At 51.2% G+C, this 22,655-nt stretch carries 23 protein-coding genes; 14 read left to right on the forward strand and 9 right to left on the reverse strand.

What is annotated here, in order from left to right; translation table 11 throughout:
* The first annotated feature begins 61 nt into the window (after positions 1 to 61).
* The gene (locus EHT25_RS15550) at positions 62 to 496 is read left to right on the forward strand and encodes a hypothetical protein (protein WP_124875981.1); all 435 of its coding nucleotides are present in this window, start codon (positions 62 to 64) and stop codon (positions 494 to 496) included.
* 7 nt (positions 497 to 503) lie between these two features.
* Here EHT25_RS15550 and EHT25_RS15555 read toward each other — a convergent pair whose 3' ends face one another.
* Positions 504 to 1,154: a hypothetical protein gene (locus EHT25_RS15555; RefSeq protein ID WP_124875982.1), complete on the reverse strand. Its 651-nt coding sequence runs from the start codon at positions 1,152 to 1,154 to the stop codon at positions 504 to 506.
* A 179-nt stretch (positions 1,155 to 1,333) separates the two neighbouring features.
* Between EHT25_RS15555 and EHT25_RS15560 the strand changes: the two genes are divergently transcribed.
* On the forward strand, positions 1,334 to 2,638 hold the full coding sequence (locus EHT25_RS15560) for a glycosyltransferase 87 family protein (RefSeq protein WP_124875983.1): 1,305 nt from the start codon (positions 1,334 to 1,336) through the stop codon (positions 2,636 to 2,638).
* Here EHT25_RS15560 and EHT25_RS15565 read toward each other — a convergent pair.
* From EHT25_RS15565 to EHT25_RS15575, 3 genes are read right to left on the reverse strand one after another with little or no spacing between them, the layout of a single operon-like run.
* On the reverse strand, positions 2,635 to 3,075 hold the full coding sequence (locus EHT25_RS15565) for an HMG-box domain-containing protein (protein WP_185731375.1): 441 nt from the start codon (positions 3,073 to 3,075) through the stop codon (positions 2,635 to 2,637). The two genes, EHT25_RS15560 and EHT25_RS15565, sit on opposite strands and share 4 nt — an antisense overlap.
* A 54-nt stretch (positions 3,076 to 3,129) precedes the next feature.
* Positions 3,130 to 3,447, reverse strand: a complete 318-nt coding sequence (locus EHT25_RS15570) for a hypothetical protein (protein WP_124875984.1) — start codon at positions 3,445 to 3,447, stop codon at positions 3,130 to 3,132.
* Positions 3,448 to 3,459: 12 nt separating this feature from the next.
* On the reverse strand, positions 3,460 to 4,110 hold the full coding sequence (locus EHT25_RS15575; RefSeq protein WP_124875985.1) for an RNA polymerase sigma factor: 651 nt from the start codon (positions 4,108 to 4,110) through the stop codon (positions 3,460 to 3,462).
* 301 nt (positions 4,111 to 4,411) lie between these two features.
* On the opposite strand from EHT25_RS15575, the gene EHT25_RS15580 reads away from it, so the two are divergent.
* The 7 genes from EHT25_RS15580 (at position 4,412) to EHT25_RS15610 (ending at position 11,345) form a co-directional block, all read left to right on the forward strand.
* Entirely contained in the window at positions 4,412 to 5,002 is a 591-nt protein-coding gene (locus EHT25_RS15580; protein WP_185731376.1) for a gluconate 2-dehydrogenase subunit 3 family protein, read from the forward strand.
* Positions 5,003 to 5,149: 147 nt separating this feature from the next.
* Positions 5,150 to 6,868, forward strand: a complete 1,719-nt coding sequence (locus EHT25_RS15585) for a GMC oxidoreductase (protein WP_124875986.1) — start codon at positions 5,150 to 5,152, stop codon at positions 6,866 to 6,868.
* 223 nt (positions 6,869 to 7,091) lie between these two features.
* The gene (locus tag EHT25_RS15590; protein ID WP_124875987.1) at positions 7,092 to 8,324 is read left to right on the forward strand and encodes an Ig-like domain-containing protein; all 1,233 of its coding nucleotides are present in this window, start codon (positions 7,092 to 7,094) and stop codon (positions 8,322 to 8,324) included.
* Positions 8,325 to 8,460: 136 nt separating this feature from the next.
* Entirely contained in the window at positions 8,461 to 8,952 is a 492-nt protein-coding gene (locus EHT25_RS15595) for an RNA polymerase sigma factor (RefSeq protein WP_229311553.1), read from the forward strand.
* A complete protein-coding gene (locus EHT25_RS15600; RefSeq protein ID WP_124875989.1) occupies positions 8,939 to 10,360 on the forward strand; it encodes a hypothetical protein in 1,422 nt (473 codons plus the stop codon). The genes EHT25_RS15595 and EHT25_RS15600 overlap by 14 nt, the downstream gene beginning before the upstream one ends.
* A gap of 123 nt (positions 10,361 to 10,483) precedes the next feature.
* Complete coding sequence (locus tag EHT25_RS15605) at positions 10,484 to 11,002, forward strand: hypothetical protein (RefSeq protein ID WP_124875990.1); 519 nt, start codon at positions 10,484 to 10,486, stop codon at positions 11,000 to 11,002.
* Between the two features lie 70 nt (positions 11,003 to 11,072).
* Positions 11,073 to 11,345 carry a hypothetical protein gene (locus EHT25_RS15610; protein ID WP_124875991.1) on the forward strand — a complete coding sequence of 91 codons (273 nt, stop codon included), beginning with the start codon at positions 11,073 to 11,075 and terminating at the stop codon, positions 11,343 to 11,345.
* 48 nt (positions 11,346 to 11,393) lie between these two features.
* Here EHT25_RS15610 and EHT25_RS15615 read toward each other — a convergent pair whose 3' ends face one another.
* Complete coding sequence (locus tag EHT25_RS15615) at positions 11,394 to 12,266, reverse strand: DUF4595 domain-containing protein (protein WP_124875992.1); 873 nt, start codon at positions 12,264 to 12,266, stop codon at positions 11,394 to 11,396.
* 252 nt (positions 12,267 to 12,518) lie between these two features.
* Here EHT25_RS15615 and EHT25_RS15620 point away from each other — a divergent pair, with 252 nt between their 5' ends.
* A complete protein-coding gene (locus tag EHT25_RS15620; RefSeq protein ID WP_124875993.1) occupies positions 12,519 to 14,393 on the forward strand; it encodes a serine hydrolase domain-containing protein in 1,875 nt (624 codons plus the stop codon).
* Between the two features lie 32 nt (positions 14,394 to 14,425).
* A complete protein-coding gene (locus tag EHT25_RS15625) occupies positions 14,426 to 15,715 on the forward strand; it encodes an alpha/beta hydrolase family protein (protein WP_124875994.1) in 1,290 nt (429 codons plus the stop codon).
* Between the two features lie 74 nt (positions 15,716 to 15,789).
* Here EHT25_RS15625 and EHT25_RS15630 read toward each other — a convergent pair whose 3' ends face one another.
* Positions 15,790 to 16,881 (reverse strand): alkene reductase, encoded by a 1,092-nt coding sequence (locus tag EHT25_RS15630; protein WP_124876151.1) that lies wholly within the window; start codon positions 16,879 to 16,881, stop codon positions 15,790 to 15,792.
* Positions 16,882 to 16,955: 74 nt separating this feature from the next.
* Entirely contained in the window at positions 16,956 to 17,225 is a 270-nt protein-coding gene (locus tag EHT25_RS15635; RefSeq protein ID WP_124875995.1) for an ArsR/SmtB family transcription factor, read from the reverse strand.
* Between the two features lie 184 nt (positions 17,226 to 17,409).
* On the opposite strand from EHT25_RS15635, the gene EHT25_RS15640 reads away from it, so the two are divergent.
* Positions 17,410 to 17,838, forward strand: coding sequence for a DUF3052 family protein (locus EHT25_RS15640; protein WP_124875996.1), 429 nt, complete (start codon positions 17,410 to 17,412; stop codon positions 17,836 to 17,838).
* Between the two features lie 196 nt (positions 17,839 to 18,034).
* Here the strand turns inward: EHT25_RS15640 and EHT25_RS15645 are convergent, their stop codons facing one another.
* Together EHT25_RS15645 and EHT25_RS15650 are read right to left on the reverse strand one after the other, a co-directional pair.
* Positions 18,035 to 19,477, reverse strand: a complete 1,443-nt coding sequence (locus tag EHT25_RS15645) for a hypothetical protein (protein ID WP_124875997.1) — start codon at positions 19,475 to 19,477, stop codon at positions 18,035 to 18,037.
* A 209-nt stretch (positions 19,478 to 19,686) separates the two neighbouring features.
* Positions 19,687 to 20,868: a hypothetical protein gene (locus tag EHT25_RS15650; RefSeq protein ID WP_124875998.1), complete on the reverse strand. Its 1,182-nt coding sequence runs from the start codon at positions 20,866 to 20,868 to the stop codon at positions 19,687 to 19,689.
* Between the two features lie 195 nt (positions 20,869 to 21,063).
* Between EHT25_RS15650 and EHT25_RS15655 the strand changes: the two genes are divergently transcribed.
* Together EHT25_RS15655 and EHT25_RS15660 are read left to right on the forward strand one after the other, a co-directional pair.
* On the forward strand, positions 21,064 to 22,023 hold the full coding sequence (locus EHT25_RS15655; protein ID WP_124875999.1) for a helix-turn-helix transcriptional regulator: 960 nt from the start codon (positions 21,064 to 21,066) through the stop codon (positions 22,021 to 22,023).
* Positions 22,024 to 22,195: 172 nt separating this feature from the next.
* Complete coding sequence (locus tag EHT25_RS15660) at positions 22,196 to 22,651, forward strand: GyrI-like domain-containing protein (RefSeq protein WP_124876000.1); 456 nt, start codon at positions 22,196 to 22,198, stop codon at positions 22,649 to 22,651.
* Positions 22,652 to 22,655 lie beyond the last annotated feature (4 nt).

Raw genomic sequence — 22,655 nt, forward strand, 5'->3', positions numbered from 1 at the left:
CGAAAACGGTAAACCGAAAACCGTTAACCGTCCCCGAAATCTCTAAACCCCTGACCCCGTTATGAAATCGATCCTGTTTTTTGCTCTTGTCTGTTTTTCAGTAAGTTGCTTTGCGCAGTTACCCGCCAACGGGAAAAAAATAACCGGTTCGATTACGACCAAAAAGGGGGTTGTGTTGAAAACCGGTGATAAAGTGCGGTTTGGGGAAGGCGGTTTATCGTCGGGGGCCTACCAGCACATCTATACGTCGTTTGAAAAGTTTGGCCAGAAAACCGCCAATCTGGAGGAAGGCTATGCTTACAAATACGCGCAAATCAAGGAGTTTCGGGAGGTTGGAACCGGCGATGAGAAACGATTCGTTGCGCTGGTGAAACCCAAAGGCGGTATCAGCATTAGCCTCCGGGCGATTGATCTGGAACCGGCGATGGCATCCAAAGAAATCATTTCGGTTAATGACGTAGCGATTAGTAAACTGATTCCCAAAAAGACCATTTGAACAGGTTTCACTGAACTGCCTGATAGAAAGCCGTCCAGGACTGATTGAGCAATTGCCGGACACGCAGCCATTCGGATTCAGTCATCTGGTCGTTGCGCGCATCGCGGTAAAGCATGGCTTCGGTGCGAAACCGGGCGTAGTTGCGAAACCGGTCGGCGGGCAAATGATACAGCAGAGCGGCTTCTTCGGCGAGTAAACGCTCCCAATCGGTGGGCGTAAAGCGGTTTTTCTCCCGGCGCACAATCCACCATTCCAATTCAATTTTGGCCACTTTGGGCACATCAAACGGAGTTTTACTCAGGTCATTCAAATAGGTAAAATACCGCTCCAGTTCCGGGAGCGCCTGTTCATACTCCGTTCGGTTTCGACCATCTTTAAAAACAAAAGCGGCTTTTCCGGCCCGGTACGCAATGGCAAACGAACGCCAGAAGGGCGCGCCATACTGTGAACGCATGACCTCCGCCAATTGGAAGAACAGTTTTATCGGACGCCGGTCGTAGTAAGAACGCCACATTTCCGCGTCCAGCCGCGCTACTTCGCGGGCGTCAAACCGGCGATGATCTATCCGTTTATCGGTCGTAAAATCAAACACAATCCAGGCGGTGAGCAGGAAAAGGGCGGCAACCGTAACTTGTTTAACGGACGGTTTAATAGCCATCAGATGAAAGGTTAATGTTTATTGATTGATTTTCAGGGATATATACCTTATTTTGCAGAAAGATGGATTTCCGGATGGAGCGATAAGATCTTATTTTTTGAATCATAAGTCAACCGCTCCAGTTTGCGGGTTTTAGCTTGCCAGTAAATACTGCCCCTGATTTTAAATCATTCGATACTTTGGCAATTAAGAAGGATTTTACCAGCTGGTGCGTCTTCGCATTGGGCTTGCTGTTAATTGCCTACGGTTTTCTGAAATGGCAACGGAATTCGCTGACGGGGCAGGGCGATATGCAACTGTATTATTCAGTTTCGTCCCAACTTTTTGCCGGTAAGATACCTTACCGGGATTTTAAGGTCGAGTATCCGCCTTTGGCCCTGTTGCCGATGGTGATTCCCAATATCCTCGCATTTGAAACCGAATTGGGTTTCCGGCGGTACGTGTTTCTGTATATGCTGGAAATGTTGCTTCTGGCCGGAGGATTTGCCGTTGTGCTGCTGAAGATGTCAGCATTCTGGCCGAATCGCCTGACTGCCTGGCAGTTGCTGCTGGTTTATTTGTTGCTTGTTTTTCTTTGCCGGGACCTGGTGTTGTGGCGCTACGACCTGTTTCCGGCTTTTCTGACCTTATTGACCACCTTGGCGGTTTTGAGAAATCGACCGCTGATCGCCGGTTTCTGGCTGGGACTGGCAATTATGGCTAAATTATATCCGGTAATTCTGTTCCCGGTTTTTGCCATGTATTACCTGACTGAAAAGCAGGTTCGGGCTTCTGTATTATTAACGATAGGGACCGGTTTTGCCCTTCTGATCGTCGGTATTCCTGCGTTAATTTTGTCGGATAATCAGGTATTTTCATTTCTGACATATCACCAACTCCGGGGTTTGCAGATTGAAAGCACCGCTTCCGGCTTTCTGCTGTTGATTCACTTGCCGGATTTAAAGTCGGTCAGCGTGGTGTTTAACTTCGGAGCTTTTCATGTTATGGCCCCGGGCGCAGAGTTCATTCTAAAAGCCCTGACCGGGTTGTTTCTGTTGGGTATTTGTGGCACTTTGGCCGTTTTTGGGTTGCGGTTCCGGCGTGAGTACAAACAATTCGGGACGATTCCGAGCCCGCGTTTATTGGCCAGTCTCTTGGCGGTCATGCTGGTTTTTATCAGTATCAATAAAGTATTTTCTCCGCAATACCTGATCTGGTTATTGCCTTTTGTATTCTTTTTGCCTTTCCGACAATTGGCGTTGGTCGGAGCGGTTTTTCTGCTAACTAATCTGGTTTATCCGGTTTTTTATCCGGCCCTGATCGATCTAAAACCGCTGGCGATCGTGCTGCTCAATGTTCGGAATTTACTGGTCGTTCTGTTGCTTGGGCAATTGGTGGTGAATCGGGTGGGTATCGAGGAAAATTGCGCTGAATCAGGCGCAAACCACAAAAAAGTCGACGGGGCGTTTCCCCGCCGACTTGAATCAGGCAAACTCAAAAATTAAATCTTCGTAGCCGTAGGCTCGGCGGGATTTCCCGGCTGCGCGGGCTCGGTTTCTTCCTCCCAGCGACGGCCGAAACCACGTCTACCCGGGCCGCAGCCGCCTTTCCATTGCTCCTTCATTTTCTGCTTGAACTCCTTCCGTTCTTCGGGCGTCATATGCTGCCAGCGATTTGATAATTGCTCGCGCCAGTAGGGATGACCAGGATGGCCGCCCCAGCCACCGCCCCACCGGCGACCACCCCAGCCTCCGCGAAAACCAACCAGAATCCGGGCCAGGAGTAACAATCCTAGTGCTTGTCCAAACGTGATAATCGGTCCGGCAAACAAAACCGGGATTAACCAATTCCAGAGACTTGATACGGCCCAGCCAGCCGCCATTATAAAAACCACGGCGAATAACAGACCGCCAAATATGCGTTTAATCCAAAATCGTTTCATTGTCATTTAATGGTTATGAATGGTTTGATGGTTGAAAAATGGTTTTCAACTAGTTTATTGTTCAGCCGTTTTTCCGGCTTTTGACTCATTCGGAGACTTGTCGTACGGTTGGCAAACGGCGGCATGATGGCGGTCAAAACCATGATGGCCGCGCCAATGTCCGGCGTGGGCGCCACCGAAACCAAAACCGCCGACCAGTAATCGGGTCAGAAACAGAAGGCCCAGTGCCTGTACAAACCGTATTTTGGGGCCGTTAAAAACTGAGGGTACGAGCCAGTTCCACAGCCGCATGACGACCAGCGTCATCAGTGAAAAGAAGGCAATTCCGAGGGCCAGAAAGCCCAATCCTTTTAAAATCCACATGAATTCCATAGCATTTGATGTTTAGTTAGTGATCCATTCGTCGTATAAGTTTCGCAGGCGCTCCCGGAGGTACAAAACCGCATAACGTTTGCGCGACAGCAGCGTGTTGATCGGAATCCCGGTTTCGTCGGCCATGTCGCGGAAACTCTGTCCATCCAGTTCGTGCCGGACAAACACCTCGCGCTGATCGTCGGGCAGTTCCGAAACGGCTTCCATAACGGCTTCCATGATTGCTTCGCGCATCAATACCTCATCGGCAGATGCGTCACTGGTGGGTAGCAAACCCGCCATCAGGAGCGGTTCTCCATCGTCGTCGGTATAGCCTGAATATTGATCCTCGAGCGAAACCGTGCGTTTTTTCCGGTACCAGTCGATGATTTTCCGACGGGCGACGGCAAACAGCCAACCGGCCAGGTGTTCAATGGGTTGCGTGAGTGGGTCCGTGGGCGAGGGCAATTGCGTTCGCCGGTCAATTTCGGCCCAATCCATCAGCACATCCTGCAACAGGTCTTCGGCATCCTCGCGCGTCGGGAGCCGTCGACGGATAAAATCCAGCAACCGGGGACGTTCGCGCTGAACCATCCCGGCCGCCCCGTCGGGTTGCCGTGCGTCGGGAGCGGAACGGTCGGTTCCTTCCGGATTGATGGAGGCTGATAGCGCAACGTTTCTCATACAGTTGGGAAGTCGGATGAAAACAGCGGATATTGTACGGACGGTGCCCCAACCGTAAAAAAAGGGATGAAGGGCGGAAAGATCGTGGTGAAAGGAAGTATTGGGGGAAGACCATTGACGATTGACGATTGAGCATCGACGGTTGACCATCGTCAACGGTCAACGGTCGATGCTCAATCGTCACCTCATTATTTATTGCGAAACCTACCATACACCGTACAAATAGCCGATCGTTTGAGTATATTTGTCATGGATTATTCCGTTAGTTTTTTGAATCTCACTAATCTTTTACGTACATATTATGAACAGAAGAGATGCCTTGATGCGGGTTGCAGCTTTAATGGGGACCACCCTGGCGCTGCCTGCACTCGCGGATACGCTCGAAGCATCGGCCACAAAGCGGGCGTTTAGCGGAAAACCTCTGTTGTTTACGGCCGATCAGGATACGCTGGTCGCTGAAATGACCGAAGTCATTATCCCCACGACCAGTACACCCGGTGCAAAAGCCGCCAAAGTCAATGAAATCATTGATATCATTCTGAAAGACTGTTATCCGCAAAAAGATCAGAAAACGTTTCTGGATGGACTGGCGCATACCAACGAACTGAGTCAGGCGGCCTACAGCAAAAATTTCGTCGCGCTCGACACGACTCAAAAGAACGACATCATGACGAAACTCCAGGCCGAAGCCGCCGAACAGCGGAAGGCCATGGCTTCGATGCCGATGGAAAAACGGACGACTCCCTTCTTTAATACCTTGAAAACACTGACCCTGAATGGGTATTTTACTTCGGAAATCGGCGCAACGCAGGCGTTGTCGTACATCGCCGTTCCGGGCCGTTTCCAGGGCTGTGTGGATCTGAAACCGGGTCAGAAAGCCTGGGCGACTTAATTTTATAATGAACCGCACGGGCGGCCCCGAATGTACAATGAATAATGATCAGCACCTGGTCGGTGATTTCTTCTTCCTTATTCATTCAGAACCGCTCAAGCGGCAAACGGTTCATTGTTAATTATTCATTTTTCATTGAAAAAAATCATGTATCTCAATATAGATAGTATAAAAGCCACTACCTACGACGCCATTGTGGTTGGATCGGGGATCAGCGGAGGGTGGGCCGCGAAGGAGTTGACCGAGAAGGGGTTGAAAGTGCTGATGCTCGAACGGGGCGAAGACATCAAACACATCGAAGGGTATAAAACCGCCATGACCGACCCCTGGGGTTTTCCGCACCGGGGACGGGTTACGTCCGAAATCGCGGAAGAACAGGCGGTGCAGGCCCGGACGGGGTATACGGTTTCGGAAGCTACCAGCTACCTGTTTGTGAACGATAAAGAAAATCCGTACCTCGAAGACAAGCGTTTTGACTGGATGCGGGGCTACCACACGGGCGGACGTTCGCTGATGTGGGGTCGCCAGAGCTACCGGCTGGGCGATCTGGATTTTGAAGCAAACATCAAGGAAGGGGTCGGCGCCGACTGGCCGATTCGCTACAAAGATATTTCGCCCTGGTACGATCACGTGGAGAAATTCATTGGTGTCAGCGGTTCGCGCGACGGCCTGATGCAGTTGCCCGACGGACAGTTTCAACCGCCGATGGACATGTACTGCCTGGAAAAACACGTCAAGGGCGAAGTTGAAAAGAAATTCAAGGAGCGGACCATCACGATCGGCCGCGTTGCCCACATCACCAAAGCTACTCCGCAGCAAACGGCCCTTGGCCGGGCGCAGTGCCAGTACCGGAACCTCTGCAGCCGGGGCTGTCCGTTCGGCGCGTATTTCAGCACGCAGTCGGCGACGTTACCGGCAGCCATGAAAACCAAGAACCTGACGCTCCGTCCGCATTCGATCGTAACGTCTCTGATTTATGACGACGCAAAGAAAAAAGCGACGGGCGTGCGGGTGCTCGACCAGTTGACGAAAGAAGAACTGACGTTCAACGCCAAAATTATCTTCCTGTGCGCGTCGTCGATGGCGTCGACCTACATTCTGATGAACTCCATTTCCAGCCGCTTCCCGAACGGGTTGGGCAACGACAGTGGCGTATTGGGTCACTACGTGCTGGATCACCACTTCCGGGCCGGAGCCAGTGGCGTTTACGAAGGATTTGGCGATAAATATTACTACGGTCGTCGGGCCAACGGCATTTATGTGCCGCGCTACCGCAACCTGCCCGGCCAGCAGAAACGCGACTATTTGCGCGGTTTTGGCTATCAGGGGGGCGCATCGCGGCTGAACTGGGGCCGGGGAACGGCCACCGAAGGGTTCGGCGCGTCGTTCAAGGACGAGCTTACCAAACCGGGTCCGTGGACGATGAACCTCGGCGGTTTTGGCGAATGTCTGCCGTATTTTGAAAACAAAGTTGTGATCGATAAATCGAAAACCGATAAATATGGGTTGCCGGTTTTGCGTTTCGATGCCGAATTCAAGGACAACGAAATGCGGATGCGGAAAGACATGATCAATGATGCGGCCGAAATGCTCGAAGCGGCCGGTTTGAAAAATATCACCAAAAACGACAACGGTTCGTGGCCGGGCCTGGGTATCCACGAAATGGGTACCATCCGGATGGGCAACGACCCGAAACAGTCGGTTTTGAATAAGTTTAATCAGGTTCACGCGGTGAAGAACGTGTTCAATACCGACGGCGGTTTTATGGTGTCTTCGTCCTGCGTCAACCCGTCGCTGACCTACATGGCCATGACTGCCCGTGCGGCTAACTACGCCGTGCAGGAACTGAAGCGACAAAACCTTTAGGGACGGGGCCGCCCGCGCGGTTAAGAATTAAGAGTTAGGAGTTAAGCATTAAGAGTGGGCGGACGCAAGCAAAATGGGATGCGTTAACCAACGCTTAATTCTTAACTCCTAACTCTTAACTTTTAATTATATTTGTGCAACCCTTTCGGTATCAGGCCTGTCATAACTTTCGGAGCATGGTCTCGACGATGGTATGATTAAATTTGGATTTTATAGAACCTTAGTGGCAGCATTACTTCTGGGTACCGTAGCCTGCGATCGGATCGCCCAGGATATGGCACCCGGACAAGGCGATGTAGATACCGAAGAAATCGAATATTACACCCTGCCCGATCAGCAGGTAGCAATTGATCTGACCTCCATCTCCGGCCTTAGCGCGGTCACAACGCTCTATGTAACTCAAACTCCGCGACTCGGAAATGCACGATTCAATGGCAGCGGTTTATTGGTGTATACTCCCCATTCTACCTTCGTCGTCGGTGAAGATCAGTTTGCCGTTAGTACGGCCAATGCAACAAAACTAGCCAAATCGTTTCGGATTAACATGGCGCCCGACAGCGCGCGGACTCCGTGTAATGCTGGCCCCATTCCGGATTATTACCGCATTCTGGAAAACCAGCCCATTTCAATGGATGTGCTGAAAAACGACCGGTTTTGCGATGCAACGGTCGATTTGGGTAGTCTGGAAGTTCAACAGCAACCGGAAAACGGGAAAGTGGCCGTCGAAAATGGCAAGATTCTGTATACGCCAAATCCGGGTTTTAACGGTTTTGACTACTTCTTTTATAAAGTAAAGGCGGTTTTTCCCCAAAAAAACCGCACGTTTCTGTCACCCGTGAAAATTGCCGTAGGCGATCCGTTTAAAGATTGTAAAATCGTTTTGAAGGACGAGGAAGTATACTGGAAACAGTGGTTCATTACGGATTCACTGCGAATTCCGGTTCTGAGTAACGATCAGCTTTGCAAATCACGGCCTGATCTGCCCATTACGATCAGCAAAGCTCCCACAAAAGGGACTGCGAAAGTGGCGAAGAACAATATCGTCACGTATTATCCGAGCAACGGGTTTACCGGTAACGATGAGTTTACGTATAAGCGTTGCGAGAACGGCGAATGCCTGGAGGCAACCGCCCATATTTCCATCAATACGCCGGATGCGACCTGTGCATTAACGGCCCGCAACGACAAAGGGCAGGTTTCGGCGGCTACGCTTTCACCAGACCCTAAAAAGCGCATGATTTTTATTTATCCGCTGGGGAATGACGCCGTTTGTGCGCCCTTGCAGAGTCTGACAATTATTGATAATCCATCCGGAGTCGATTTGGATGTTTGGCCCAATGGGGTTATCCTGTATCGGCCTCCTGTTAATTATACCGGAGAGTTTCAATTTAAATATGAGCTAACGGACGTGAAGAATAATAAATCTTCGGCGACGGTGAGTCTAGCCATAAAATAAATTACGAAATACGTATTGGTTCGGTCTGTGGAAAAGCCGTAATTCGTAACAACACCGTCGATCCTTTAGAAACCAATTGTCTGAAATTGAATTGTTGAGGGCATGCCAACGCCACGATGCGCGGGCTCAAACGACTTTGTACGAACGTCACAAAAGTCGGATGATGGGCCTTTGCCGTCGCTACGCCCATTCGCGCCCGGAAGCGGAGGACATGTTTCAGGAAGGGTTTATTCGCATCTTTCAACAAATACATACCATTGAGCAACCCGAGCGGCTGCTGAACTGGATGAAGCGGGTGATGGTCAACACGGCTATCAACTGGTATCACAAGCACCACCACGAACAATCGGAGACGGATTACGAAGAAGCCTGGGAAACCAGCAACACCGACCACAACGACATCCTGGCCCGGATCTCGACGGAGGAGTTGCTCGTTCTGGTTCAGGAACTGGCCGATGGCTACCGCATGGTATTCAACTTGTATGTCATTGACGGCTATACGCATCTGGAAATCTCCCAGATGATGGGGATTTCGGAAGGGACCTCGAAATCGCAACTCGCGCGGGCCAAAGAAGTATTAAAACAAAAATTGAAAAAAATGGGCATTGTCAGTTATGGCAACTACTGAAGATGAATGGGAGAGTCTCTTCCGAAAACGGCTCGAAAACTACGAGTCGGAACCGGACGAAGGCGCTCTGGAACGAATTTTAGGGGGAGCAAACCCGACACCCGTCGCAAAACCGGGTGGTAAATTGGGTGATCGGATTGCCTGGAGCCTGGGCGTGCTGGCTATTCTCGGTATGCTGACTTTCGGGGTCTGGCAATACCAGACGCTGTCGGCTCACACACTCACTACGGCAGAAACTGCCGTAGCGGCAAAAAATGAAATGGCTCAGCCAGCGGTTTCTCCGGAAGCAGCGGTTTCGGGTAAAACGAGTGTTGACGAACGGGTTGCCAATGCAGCCATTCCGGCCGAAACGCGCACTCGCCGAAATTCGACGCGGGCTAGCAAAACGGTAAAACCGCTCGTCGAAATCGGAGGGGTTCGGACCGCTGCGTTTACCGGCAAAAAACCGTCACAACCGGTTTTGAATCAATCGGCTTTGGTTATGGATAACCGGCAGACTGCTGAAGATCAGGTAGTCATTGAAACAGGAAATCGATTAAACGTAAAAACATACAAGACGGATGAAGTAAACTCTACATTTGCCCAAGTGCCCCATTCAACCCCTGTGAATATTGCCCCGGAACTGGTAAATCCGGCCCTGGACTGGCGTTTGATCGCGGGAAAAGAGGTCCGGCTTTCGTTTCCGGTCGGTACTTTACCAACCGTGATTGCACCCATAGCCGACCTTGCCGTTGCCGACCTGGCACCGGTGATCGAACCCGTTCGGCTGGTCGCCAAACCGGCTTTTTACGCGAGTTTCACGCCATTGTATACGTTCCGGCAGGTAACCCCTACCTTACAGGATAACGTCGTGATGGAGAAAATCCGACCGGCTAAGTCGCTGTCGGCACGGACGGGCTACCGGATTCAGGCCGGTTTTGAATTTCCCATTAGTCAGGTGTTTGGACTGCGGGTGAGCGCGGCTTATCAGATGCTGCAACAGGAAATGACGTATTCGGCCCGGGCGTTGCGGTCGGATTCATCGCGGGTGGAGTGGGTCGATCCGCAAACCATCAAGCTAACGCCCCTGTATAAATCGGAGGAGCATCACGTAAAAAATACCTGGCAATACGTCGCCCTCAGTGCCGAAGGCCGGTTGCGGTTGAATCCGGGGCAGACGACCGGGTTGCGGCATTACATCTCGGCGGGTGGTAGCGTGGGCTATTTAATTGGCGGTCGGTCCAACCAACAGTGGCAGCCTTTTTTGCAGGCTTCCTACGGCATTGAGCGGCAATTGACTAACAAATTGCGGTTGCAGGTTGAGCCTGGTATTTTGTATAACCTCCACGCAATCAACGATAATTCGAAGTGTTTCAGCGTTCGGCCCTACAGCTACGGCCTGGTTATCGGACTTCGTTGGCAGCTTTAAATATGAATAAACCTTCGTCCCACTGGCTCGAAAATTCAACTTTTTCCTGAACAACTTTAGGAAGCGTCGAGTTAGTTTCATAATTGGTTAAATTAAACAACCATCATAAAACAAAACTCAACGATGAAAAAGCTAGTGATGATGGGGGCTATGTTAGTGGCGGTTGCCCTCTCCGCCAACGCGCAAAACACCACCGGTACGCCAACGACCGGTACAACGACGACGGTTGATCCGCAAACGCAGACGACCAATCCACAGACTCAGGGCGTAAACGGCCAATCGACCGGAACGACAGGATCGACCGGAACGACTAGTTATCCGCAGGGACAATCGACGCTAGGGACGCAAAATTCGACCGGTTCGACGGCCAATCCGCAAAATCAGATACCGCAGACGCAGCCCCCTACAACCGGCACCACGACGTTTCCGCAAACGCAGCAGCAAGGCAGCCAGATGAATCGTGAACGCCGTTCGACTGATCCAACATCGAATCAAACCGATACGGTTCAGGGTCAGGGTACGACCACCAATACGGACATGAACAACCGGGGAACGACGAACAACTCGAACGATCGGAAAAACCGGAAAAACAGAAACCGGAACAACTCGATGATGAAGCGCGATACGCTAAAAGATAATTAATAGAGAATCAGTTAGGTAATCTAAGAAAAGCAGTCATCAATCGATGTCTGCTTTTTTTTCTCATCAAATCATGAAAAAGCTACTGATTGCCAGCCTGATCGGATTAACGTTCTCCAGTTTTGCGGGAAAAATTGCTGATCCGAACGTCTATACATCGTCGTTGAAAACCGCTATGCAGCAGGATACGACGAAGCAGAAAACGAATAAAATCAAGATGGAAGACCGGATGCGCCGGGGGCAGATTGAAGACCGTCGCCCGACGGGGGACCCGAATCCGAAACAACCGCGTCCGGATTCGCTTCGGCGGGGTGGCGCCATGAAAGTGGATACCATCCAACATTAAAAAACCGCCCGGTCCGGGCGGTTTTTGTTTTAAGGAAACGGAAACAAGTTACGGCATCATCGTCAGATCGGAAACCACGTATTCAAAGATCGAAGTCTGGAGTAATGCTCCGTTCGACACGTTGTACTTTTGGGCAACTGTTGGGTAGCCATCAGCATTCATCGTGTAGCCAAACCGGTAGTCGTTGTTAATGCCATTGTAAACGGGCCGGTTTATTTTCAGCCGCCGGACCAGGTGTTTGCTGGTTTTGCCAAAAATGCGCAGGTACGGATCCAGTTTTACAACTTCGGTGGCATTGAGACGGTTATTATCGGTTAGAATAGACGAACCGGCGTATTGGTATTCGTACGTGTTTTTCTGGATCACGTTATTCGGATTATCAAATTCCTTTACTTCGGTCAGATCACCGTCGGCGTTGTACGCAAATTCCACCCGCATGTTGGGATAAATGTCGTGGTACCGTTTAGCCAGCCGACCTTTGGCATCGTAATCGTACTTGAACCAGTTCAGGGTTTTCACCGGGATGCCATACTCGACGGTGAATCCGGCCACATCCGAATGCGTGCAGCGGCCGTTGGCGTCCAGATAATAGTTACCTTCTTCGGTTTTTACGCCCGACACGAGTGTCAGAACGCCGATTTTTCCGGCACTGTGCGTATAAGTAGTCGTGCGGTTTCCGTCCGTTACTTTCACCAGTTTTCCGGCTGCATCGTATGCCAGTGTTGCCGTGCCGTGTTTGACCAGCGTGTGTTTCTTAGCGACGGTTACAATGATGTCGTCCGTCGAAAAACCGGCGGTTTCCGACGCCCGGACTTCGCTGGATGGGAGCGGTGCGGACGGGGCCAGTTGGTGGTTTTCACAAGATGACAGACTTAACAGGGCAATACTGAGCGCAAGGGCGCTTAATTTGGTGAGGTTCATGGTTCTTTGTTGTGTTTATCAAGTAAGTGCACCAAAGGTAGGGGCGCTGAAAACCGCTGACCAGCCCAAACCGATAACTGGAGGGGTAGAGTAAATATCTGACGGGATGCAGCGGACAACGGGCGATACGGCATTGAAAAAGCGTTTTTTTACTCGCGGGAAACATTAAGAGACGCTTTCGAACTGAATTTTTAGATTCTGAGAGTAAACGGCGGAAGCATCTTACTTACTGAAAAGTAAATCCTGTTCCTGATGAAGCTGCCTCCTGAAAGTCGATGGTTGATCGGTCTATTTCTCTTCATTTTCACTCCCACACAAGTAGTTGGGCAGAAAAAGCCCGGCGCTCCGAAAACCGTCCGGGAATTGCAAACGGCTATTGAAACCGTACTAAAAGAAACGGGAACACCGGCTGTCGGAGTGGCCTTAGTCCACGGTGATAGTCTGGTGTGGGTCGCGGGCTTGGGCCGGACCAACCTGCAAACGAATGCGAAGGCGACCGAAAAGACGATGTTCCGGATCGGGTCAGTTTCCAAAATGTTTGTTTCGCTGGCAATTTTGAAGCTGCAGGAAGAGGGCCGCGTCAATCTAAAAGACAAGGTTCGGGATCGGGTGCCGGAAATTGAATTTACCAACCCCTGGGAAAAAACCGCTCCGATTCTCGTTGAACACCTGCTCGAACACACGACGGGCTGGGACGATCTGCACCTGACGGAATACGCGCTGAACGACCCCAAAACGACCTTGAAGCAGGGGCTGGATTACCATCCACACTCCCGGATTTCGCGCTGGATGCCGGGCACGCGCATGGCTTACTGCAATGCCGGACCGCCCGTAGCCGCTTATATCATTGAAAAAATAACCGGCCAAAAATTTGAGGATTATATTCAGGAGCACTTTTTTAATCCGATGGGCATGGAAAACATGACCTATTTTGCTTCCGAAAAATACCGGCAGCGCGGGGCCACACTCTACATTGACAACAAACCGCAGCCGTATTGGAACATCATCATGCGCCCTTCCGGCTCGATCAATGCGTCGCCCGAAGACATGGCCCGAATGCTGCGGTTTTTCATCAACCGGGGGCGGGTGGACGCGTTGCAACTGATCCATGAGGCCTCGCTGAAACGCATGGAAACCCCGTCGACCTCCACCGGAGCCAAAGCCGGACTGGAATACGGATACGGTTTAGCCAATTATTCCGTTCCGCACAAAGGATTTGTCTACCGATCGCATAGCGGGGGCGTCAATGGCGGTTTAACGGACTTTGCCTATTTGCCAACGCATCGACTTGGCTATGCGGTCATGATCAATTCGGGCGACGGAAATGCCTTAAGTCGCATCGCGACACTGATTCGTGATTTTCAGACCAGCCACCTGAAAGCCGATTCCATCCGCCGGAACCGGGCTGTACATTCTCCCGGAGTGGCGCTTTCCGGTTATTACCGTCTCATCAATCCGCGAATCCAGTCGAGCTACTATTCGGAACGGATTATCAGCGTAAAACACATCTGGAACACGAACAATTTCGTCTTTATCGGTGGCGTTTGGGGGGGCAGCCCCGAAACCCACATGGCTATCAACGATACGCAATACGTATCGAAGGAAACCGGAAAAATTAGTTTGGTTCAAGTCAACGATCCGCTCGCGGGCGAGGTGGTGCACCTTGGCAGCCAGGTTTTGATGCCGGTTTCGGCACTAATTGTGTTTGGCCAGCTTTTTCTGAGTATCGGCTGGCTTATTTATCTGCTGGGTTCGCTCGTTTTCGGCACTATCTGGTTTATCCGGTATTGGCGGGGCAGAGCGTTCAGCAAAACCAGCATTAGCCTGGGTCTGTGGCCTTTTGTCGCCAGCCTGCATTTTCTGGTAGCGCAGATCGTCGTTATGATTGGGAGTACGGATGTATTCGAACTGATGGGCAAAGTGAGCGTTGTGTCGGTTTCCCTCATGCTGCTATCCATCGGTTTTGCCCTGACTTCCACCTGGGCAATTATCAATGTCATCATCAAACGAAACGCAAAAATCAATCGGACAATCTATTGGCAACTGGCCATTTTATCGGCGCTTCATTTCCTGGTTACCTGTTACCTGCTTTCGTACGGGCAGATTGGCGTCCAGACCTGGAGTTAAATTGAGATACTATGAATTCAAAAATAACCACCATGCAGATACGTCTCCTGAAGTTTGTAATTCTGACCGGTTTTCTTTTTAATGCGGTAACCGGATACGGCCAGCCAGCCGGTTTTAATTACGACGAAGCCAAACTACCGCCCTATACCTTGCCCGATCCGCTCGTGACTTCAGCCGGAAAACGGGTAACGACCACCAGCCAGTGGGAGAAAATCCGACGCCCGGAATTATTGAAATTATTTGCGACTCAGGTTTACGGGAAAACGCCCGAACGGCGGCTGAAAACCCGCTATGAGGTTATTTTAGTTGATTCAATGGCGCTGGGCGGAACCGCGATTCGCAAACAGATTTCCGTTTTCTGGACCGAATACCCGAATTTGCCATCGCTGGATATATTGCTTTATGTGCCTAAAAACCGCTCAGGTGCCGAGAAACCACCGGTTTTTGTCGGTCTGAACTACATGGCAAACCACAGCGTCAGCACCGAACCCGGTATTGTGCTTTCGACCCGTTGGCTACCCAATCGGGAAGACAAAAAAGTGGTCAATAACCGGGCAACGGAAGCCGCTCGTGGTGTTCAGCAATCCCGCTGGCCGCTGGAACTCATTGTTTCAAAGGGATATAGCGTGGCAACGGCCTATTACGGCGACCTGGAACCGGATCATGCAGAGGGCTGGAAAACCGGTATTCGTTCTGTGCTCGATCCGCCCACGAATCAGAAAAGCGACAGCTGGCAGGCCATTGGCGTCTGGGCGTGGGGCATGAGCCGGATGCTGGATTACCTGGAAACAGATGGCTCGGTGGATGCCAAACGGGCCATTGTCATTGGGCATTCCCGGCAGGGAAAAGCCGCCTTATGGGCCGGAGCGCAGGACTCACGCTTTGCCGCCGTGATTGCCAACGAATCGGGTGAGGGTGGAGCAACCTTGTCGAAACGGGTTTTCGGCGAAACCATCGAGCGGATCAACACCACGTTTCCGTACTGGTTTTGCCCACAATACCGCACCTACAACGGCAAACCCGAAGCCCTGCCGTTCGACCAGCACGAACTGCTGGCGTTGATCGCACCCCGCCCGCTCTACGTCGCCAGTGCGCAGGGCGATCAGTGGGCCGATCCCAAAGGCGAGTTTCTCAGTGCGCAAAAAACCGACCCGGTTTATCAACTCTACGGTAAAAAAGGAATTGGTCCGGGCGCTTGGCCGCCGATTCACCAACCCGTTGGCGAAACCGTGCGCTACCACATCCGGGCTGGCGAACACGACGTCAAACGCTACGATTGGGAGCAATTCATCGATTTTGCCGATAAGAATTTTAAGAGATGATAGAAGTTAGACAAGAGAAGTGAGAGTATCAATTGCATGGTCTCACTTCTCTTGTCTCATCTCTCTTTTCTTTATTAAATTTCCGCTTCAACCAGTGCAGGATAATCGATGAATCCTTTTTCGCCACCGGCGAAGAAAGTTGCGGGGTCGGGGGAAGCCAGTTCCGCACCGATGCTCAGGCGTTCGACCAGATCGGGATTGGCAATAAACGGGCTACCAAACGCAATCAGATCGGCCAATCCGCTTTGTAAATCATTCTCAGCCAGTTCAGCCGTGTACTTGCTGTTCAGAATGAGGGTATTGCTGAATTTTTCACGGATGATTTTGATCAGCGGCCGGGTTGTTTCGGCACCGTCGGGAGCCGCCGTATCGACTAAATGGAGGTAGGCAATGCCGATGTCATTCAGTTTTTCGGCGAGATAGGTATAGGTTTCCACTACTTCCGGGTAAAGCCCCATGTCGTTGTATTGACCATAGGGCGAAAACCGGATGCCAATCTTTTCCTTTCCAATCGCCTGAGCGGCCTGTTCTGCAATTTCCAGCACAAACCGGGCGCGGTTTTCGATGCTGCCGCCGTATTCGTCCGTGCGCTGGTTGCTGTTCGGATTCAGGAATTGCTTGATCAGATAACCGTTCGCGCCGTGTAATTCAACGCCGTCAAAACCGGCTTCCACGGCATTTTTAGCCGCCTGAACAAACTCCTGAATCGTCTGTTTTACTTCCTCCGTGGTCAATGCACGCGGTTCTGCATTTTCCTGCAACCCTTCCTGATCGGTCCAGATGGGGCCTTGGGCCCGGATGGCCGACGGGGCAACAGTCTCCGCTCCGGCGGGTAAATTATGGGGGTGAGCAATCCGTCCGGTGTGCATCAATTGCGCAAAAATATGACCACCTTTTTCGTGAACGGCCCCGGTTATTTTTTTCCAGCCTTCAACCTGTTCGGCACTGAAAAGCCCCGGAATCCGGGCGTAACCTAACCCGTTGGGCGAAGGCGCAACGCCTTCCGTAATGATTAAACCCGCCGATGCCCGTTGGCCGTAATAAGTAGCCATCAGGTCGTTGGGAATGTTATTGAAAGCCCGGCTACGCGTCATGGGAGCCATCGCAATGTGATTGGTGAGCGTTAAAGTGCCGAGTTGGGTTGGTGAAAATAGTAGCGTACTCATGTCGATGTAAGTCTTGGTTCGGCTGAGTAACGCATCCATACATTTAAAAGTTTGGATGTATTAGTGAAAATTTTTTAAGTTAGCTTCGTCAGGAAGCCCGACAAATCCTTCAATCCTTCTTTATTTAAACTCAGGTTTTGATTACGTCCTTCCTTATGCGTATTTACTAAGCCGCTGTCTACCAAGGTTTTTACGTGGTGTGAAACGCAGGGTTGCGACAAGCCCGTCATTTCCTGGATATCCGAATTGTTCAAAGTGCCTTTTTCGGAAAGTGCCAGTAAAATTTGCAACCGATATTTGTCGGCAATGGCGCCGGAAGCCTTTTCAACAAACTTATGATCCATCACAGGTACGGACTTGGCGTCCGGTTTAAACAGAGTTGGTATGTAACCGTACTACACCAGAACGTGTATACACGTTCTCGATACTGTAAAATTGATTAACTTTCTTCACATATTCTAACGATAAAGGAATAAGTGATTAATAGATAGGCCGTTTGCTACTTTTAATTGTTTCATTTTGAAGCCTATGACTGGCTATTCAAGCACTCCACTGGACAAAAAACTCGGTTTTAAGGACGGTTTTCGCGTTTTATTAATCGATCCGCCACCACACTATCTCAATTTGCTGGGACAGGAAATCAGCCAGAAAGTTTTGTTTGTCGATGTGGCTGAACATCTGGATCTGGTGCATTTGTTTGTTAATACCGCCGAAAGACTGGAAACCCAGTTGGCGATTTTGAAAACCGCCATCAAACCGAATGGAATAATCTGGGTGTCATGGTATAAGAAAAGTGCTAAACTCCCCACCGAGTTAACCGAAGATGTCATCCGTGATACGGCGCTGGCGCTGGGTCTGGTCGATGTCAAAGTCTGCGCCGTCGATGACCAATGGTCGGGCCTGAAACTTGTCATTCGGCTGAAAGATCGGAAACAAGATTTAAGGCGAACAATGTAGTTTTTGGCCGCTTAGCGGCTTAATGTTTGTAGAAGAAAGGTAATTTATCATCTACTACGCGTGCCTTTAGGTACGCAATTAATGCCCGTTGCGTACCTAAAGGCACGCCTGAGGTGTTACTGACGATTTTGCTACAAATATGTCGTGCCGATGGCACTTATCAACTCATAATCAACTATTAATAAAACCGCTCAATCTACTGAACACGAATCTTCTGGAAATACGGAAGCGATACCGAACCGTCGAAATCCTCAAAAACCAGGGCATAGCCTCCCGCCGGTACCGACCCCGGAATGGTCCATTTCCACATTAAAAAATCGGTGGCAAGCGGAGCTGGATAAAATGCGCTGCCATCCTGCATTTCATACGTCCGTTTCGCATCCGTTGTACTGACCAGCCGAACCTGTTTAACGGTACGTCTGACGAGAGCAGAATAAGAGCGGTCGCCGGTTGCGAAGGTGTACCGCACCTCCAGCGACTCGCCCCGTTTGAAAACCGGTAGCGCTGGCAGCCAATTCTGGGTCGCGGCAAAACTGCCCATCATCGAAACATACGCAAACGTCGAACTGGGCTTTTCGTTCGGAATGCTAAACAGATTCCGAATGGTTTTGCCATCTTCCGGGTTTACTTCCAGTTCATACTGCCCCACGGATTGCCCGGCGGGCAGAACGAGTCGGGCGAGCGTGTCGTTTACTACTGTGGCCTGAGCGACCAAAGTTGGTGTAAAATCATTCGCCATCCGAATGGTGACGGTTTTGGCCGGATTGAGGTTCCGACCGGTAATCAGCACTTCTTTGTTGGCCGAAGGCATCGCGTTAACCGCACCCACCAGCGGAGCACCTGCCTTGACAGCCAATGGTATAGCTAATTCGACAGATTCGTAACCAAACGAAAAACACTGCCCATCGGCCTTGGGAGAATAGCAGGTCGGCACCTGAATCGTTACCGTGTACTCGCCCGGCGACATCGCCAGTGGCAGCATTCCGCTCATTCGTAATTCGCCTTCGTTGGGTGCCGGAGGTTGGTTAAGCTGGTTGACAAAAATCGGTTGCCCGGCCAGATCGTAGACGATGTAGTTTTCGTCGGTAAACGCATATTGGGTTTTCCTGTTGACAAACCGGATCTTGAAACGTCGGGTTACGGTTCCATCGGTTCGCAGATTGCCTAGTCTGAAACGGAATCCGAACGATTGGGTAAACTGGTTGAGTTCCAGTTGCAGACTGGCCGGATCGACCGAAACTGTCAGCGGGCTTGGGGTTTCAATAATGAGTTGGTACGAAAGTGTGCAGTTACCGAATTCGTCCTGCTGAATGCAGATGGTGCGGGCGGGAAGATCGCGGATGGCAACCTCACTGCCCGAGGCCGGATTCATCACCTTGACACCTTCACTCACTTTATAGTCGATCCGAACGGTTTCCCGGGTAAATCCGGCGGGAACTTTGATAATAATCGAACGGCCGGAAATTAGGGCTTTGCCGATGCCGTCGACATTGGCTTCCAGGATAAGCGGAGTGTTTCCCGAACCGGAAACGATGGTTCCGAAACTTGGCGAAGGCGGCTCTGGCTGAACACGTTCGGAGGTTTTGGGATGGCAACTGAAAATCAGGAGAATAAAAGCAGCGGCAAGCAGCGATTTCATAGCCAGACGAACGGTTTAGGTACCAGAAGTCGATTTGTAGCTAAGATACACGAAATGCCGGAAAGGTTGTAGACGTCTGAAAAGAATTACGAATGAACCTGTATACAGGTAGTTTTATCAGACAGTGAACTAATAAAATCGGTTGAAAGCTTCCTGGCTTCCAACCGATCTGATTGTTCCCTACTGATGGGTTTGCTACAACAGTGCTTTTAGAACTGAATACCGACATTCAGGCCCGGCCACATCCGGACGCGGGTTTGCTCATCCGACCACCGGCGGGCGAACGTTTTGTCATAAACCTCCCATTTTACCCATTCCGTACCGATGCCTTCGATGGTTTTCATCTGCGTCACCTGCACGTTGAAGGTCGGCGTGACGGTCAGGGCCAGACGGTTGTGGAGCGGAAAAATAAAGCTCACCCGGGCCTGATTCAGCAAATTGAGTTCATCCCAATGGTTGCCTTCTTCCTGAATCTGGTACGACATGGCCTCGATACTGAGCTGGTTGCGTTTGCCGATAAACTGGTTTGTCCCGATCCCGTAGCCGTAGCCCCAGCGAACGCTGTTCCAGCGGACATTGTCATTTTTGGGATAAGCTGCCCCGACGGCGAAAATGTTGTAAAACTTGCGGTTGCCGCCCATTTTAAAACCGATGTTGGCGTGCAGCGCGTCGCCCGCCCAGACCTCAAATCGGTGGTAGCCATTTTTGGAAAGATTCAGAAAACCAATCTGCGCGCCGTCGACGTTGTCGGCCACGTTGATCAGCCCAATCTGGGTGCCTTTCACCCGTTTCGCGACGTTGACAACGCCCGCAATCTGCAAACCGTCCACTGATTCGGCCAGGTTGGCGACCCCGGCCACCTGCGCACCTTTGACGTTCCCTTTCGTGACATTGGCGACTCCGCCGAATTGCGCACCGGTCAGTTGCCCACCGGACACGTTGGCGACGCCCGCAAACTGCGCGCCTTTCACGCTTTTTCCGACTACATTGACCGTGCCGCCAAACTGCGCCCCGTAAAGTGGGCCACCGGCGATGTTGGCAACTCCACCAAATTGCGCCCCGTCGACCTCATTCCGAACGCCGTTTAGGATACCCGAAAACTGCGCGCCTTTGGCGTAATCTTTTTCCAGACTGAACAAACCGCTGAATTCGACGCCGTCCAGCGCTGCTGCGTAGCCGCCCAGAATATTCAACGAAAACCGGTTGCTATACAGGACGTTGTCGATGCCGTTGGTGCTCAAGGGCGGAACAAAACCGAGTTGCGCTGGTCGGATGGGATACCGGTTCTGGCGGTTTTGATTTAATTCGTTGCGCAGTGAATCCGAATTTTGCGCGAATACCTGCGTGGCAAAACAGGCAAGTGAAGCGGTCAGTAATACTATTTTTTTCATGGTAATTAGCCGTGTGTTTACTGTTGTAGGAGTTGATAAAACCGGGTAACTTTTTCCCGAATCTGCTGCTAAGACCGCCATGCAACGCGATACCCCCACGCGGTTTTTAAAAAAATCTTTCCGTGAAACAAATCAACCCGCATTGCCCCGAAAACCGCCCCTTGGTTACCTTTGCAGAAACGATGACGCCCCGCCATGAACCGCATTGACCGACTGACCGCCATTTTGATTCACCTTCAGACCAAGCGCGTCGTCAAGGCGCAGGAACTGGCCAAACGCTTCCAGACCAGTTTGCGGACCATTTACCGCGATATCCGGTCGCTGGAGGAAGCGGGGGTGCCGATTGGAGCGGAAGCCGGAATCGGTTATTTTCTGGAAGATTACCACCTGCCACCCGTTATGCTCACCCGGGAGGAAGCCAGCGCGCTGCTGTTTGGGGCCAAAGTGATCGAGAAATTTTCGGATGCGTCGATCCGGACGGAGTTTGAGTCGGCCCTGTATAAAATCAAATCGGTGCTGAAGCGCAAGGATCAGGAGCATCTGGAAGATCTGGAACCGCGGGTTCATGTGGAAAAACGCCCCACGACGCCCCCGTTTTCGGATATGTTGCTGAGTGAAATCCAGCGGGCGATTGGGCAGCGGCAAGTGATTCTGCTGGATTATCGGTCGGCTTACAACGATGAGAATACCCGCCGGGAAGTAGAACCGGTCGGTTTATACCATTACGGCGCGGGCTGGCACCTCATCGCGTTTTGCCGGTTGCGACAGGATTACCGCGATTTCCGCGTCGACCGCATCCGCAAGCTCGATCATACCGGACACACGTATTCGAGCCAGAACCTGCTTACGTTACCGGCCTACCTTGACCAAATCCAGCAAACGCAGAATCTGACGGAGGTGATTGTGCGGTTTGATAAAAAAGTGGCCCGGCACGTTCAGGAGTCGAAGTATCAATACGGCTACGTCTCGGAAGAACGTCAGGAGGAATACGTTCGGATGAAGTTCATGACGCAATACGCGCCGGGTCTGGGCCGGTGGCTGTTGATGTTTGGGAAATGGGTTCAGATTGAAACGCCCGATTCGCTCCGGGAAACGATGAGGGAACTGGTGGCGGAGTTGCAGGAGTACTATCTTGAACTGGGATTACACGGATGAAAGGATTAACAGTCTTGAACCGGGATTTCGCGGATTAAAGGATTAACTGGGATTAACTGTTTGTATCCTGTTAATCCTTTAATCCGCAGAATCCCGGTTCAAGACTACTGACATACGGTTGTCACAAACCGGTTGTTATTTTGGCGTATTATCTACTCAAACACCATTTCATATGGAAATCAAAGAAGCCAAACCGCTGACGACCCTCGCTTTTTCAACCCGCACCACCCTCAAAGAACTGGGTCCTTTTGTCCGAAACGTCGCCCGGGATCTATACCGCGAAGCCGTGCGACTCGATCTGGAAATAACCGGCCCGATTGTCTGGCAATACGACGGTGTGGACGGCAAACCGGATACGGTTTTCGGTCTGGATATTGTGCTGCCGATTCAGGCTTTTCAGGGTCAACCGGCTGACGGTATGGCGTTTAAAGCGCTGGAAGGCTGGAGATGTGCTTACACGGAACACGACGGGAGTTGGGATAAGCTGATGGCGACCTACGGCCCGTTTATGGGCGCTTTGGTGCAGGGCGGGTATCAGATCTGTTCATTAAATCGCGAAGCGTATGTCAACGTGGATTTCGAAAATCCGGCCAACAACGTGACGCAGATCTATCGTCAAATCCTGTAAAACC

The organism is Larkinella rosea, from assembly GCF_003858635.1.
GTDB lineage: Bacteria > Bacteroidota > Bacteroidia > Cytophagales > Spirosomataceae > Larkinella > Larkinella rosea.

Excerpts from the sequence above, each read along its gene's own strand:
- EHT25_RS15585 (WP_124875986.1), top strand. The coding sequence starts at position 5,150 with ATGTATCTCAATATAGATAGTATAAAAGCCACTACCTACGACGCCATT.
- EHT25_RS15615 (WP_124875992.1), bottom strand. The coding sequence starts at position 12,266 with ATGAACCTCACCAAATTAAGCGCCCTTGCGCTCAGTATTGCCCTGTTA.
- EHT25_RS15575 (WP_124875985.1), bottom strand. The coding sequence starts at position 4,110 with ATGAGAAACGTTGCGCTATCAGCCTCCATCAATCCGGAAGGAACCGAC.
- EHT25_RS15550 (WP_124875981.1), top strand. The coding sequence starts at position 62 with ATGAAATCGATCCTGTTTTTTGCTCTTGTCTGTTTTTCAGTAAGTTGC.
- EHT25_RS15655 (WP_124875999.1), top strand. The coding sequence starts at position 21,064 with ATGAACCGCATTGACCGACTGACCGCCATTTTGATTCACCTTCAGACC.
- EHT25_RS15650 (WP_124875998.1), bottom strand. The coding sequence starts at position 20,868 with ATGAAAAAAATAGTATTACTGACCGCTTCACTTGCCTGTTTTGCCACG.
- EHT25_RS15565 (WP_185731375.1), bottom strand. The coding sequence starts at position 3,075 with ATGAAACGATTTTGGATTAAACGCATATTTGGCGGTCTGTTATTCGCC.
- EHT25_RS15570 (WP_124875984.1), bottom strand. The coding sequence starts at position 3,447 with ATGGAATTCATGTGGATTTTAAAAGGATTGGGCTTTCTGGCCCTCGGA.
- EHT25_RS15555 (WP_124875982.1), bottom strand. The coding sequence starts at position 1,154 with ATGGCTATTAAACCGTCCGTTAAACAAGTTACGGTTGCCGCCCTTTTC.
- EHT25_RS15605 (WP_124875990.1), top strand. The coding sequence starts at position 10,484 with ATGAAAAAGCTAGTGATGATGGGGGCTATGTTAGTGGCGGTTGCCCTC.
- EHT25_RS15635 (WP_124875995.1), bottom strand. The coding sequence starts at position 17,225 with ATGGATCATAAGTTTGTTGAAAAGGCTTCCGGCGCCATTGCCGACAAA.
- EHT25_RS15620 (WP_124875993.1), top strand. The coding sequence starts at position 12,519 with ATGAAGCTGCCTCCTGAAAGTCGATGGTTGATCGGTCTATTTCTCTTC.
- EHT25_RS15660 (WP_124876000.1), top strand. The coding sequence starts at position 22,196 with ATGGAAATCAAAGAAGCCAAACCGCTGACGACCCTCGCTTTTTCAACC.
- EHT25_RS15645 (WP_124875997.1), bottom strand. The coding sequence starts at position 19,477 with ATGAAATCGCTGCTTGCCGCTGCTTTTATTCTCCTGATTTTCAGTTGC.
- EHT25_RS15580 (WP_185731376.1), top strand. The coding sequence starts at position 4,412 with ATGAACAGAAGAGATGCCTTGATGCGGGTTGCAGCTTTAATGGGGACC.
- EHT25_RS15600 (WP_124875989.1), top strand. The coding sequence starts at position 8,939 with ATGGCAACTACTGAAGATGAATGGGAGAGTCTCTTCCGAAAACGGCTC.
- EHT25_RS15640 (WP_124875996.1), top strand. The coding sequence starts at position 17,410 with ATGACTGGCTATTCAAGCACTCCACTGGACAAAAAACTCGGTTTTAAG.
- EHT25_RS15630 (WP_124876151.1), bottom strand. The coding sequence starts at position 16,881 with ATGAGTACGCTACTATTTTCACCAACCCAACTCGGCACTTTAACGCTC.
- EHT25_RS15625 (WP_124875994.1), top strand. The coding sequence starts at position 14,426 with ATGCAGATACGTCTCCTGAAGTTTGTAATTCTGACCGGTTTTCTTTTT.
- EHT25_RS15610 (WP_124875991.1), top strand. The coding sequence starts at position 11,073 with ATGAAAAAGCTACTGATTGCCAGCCTGATCGGATTAACGTTCTCCAGT.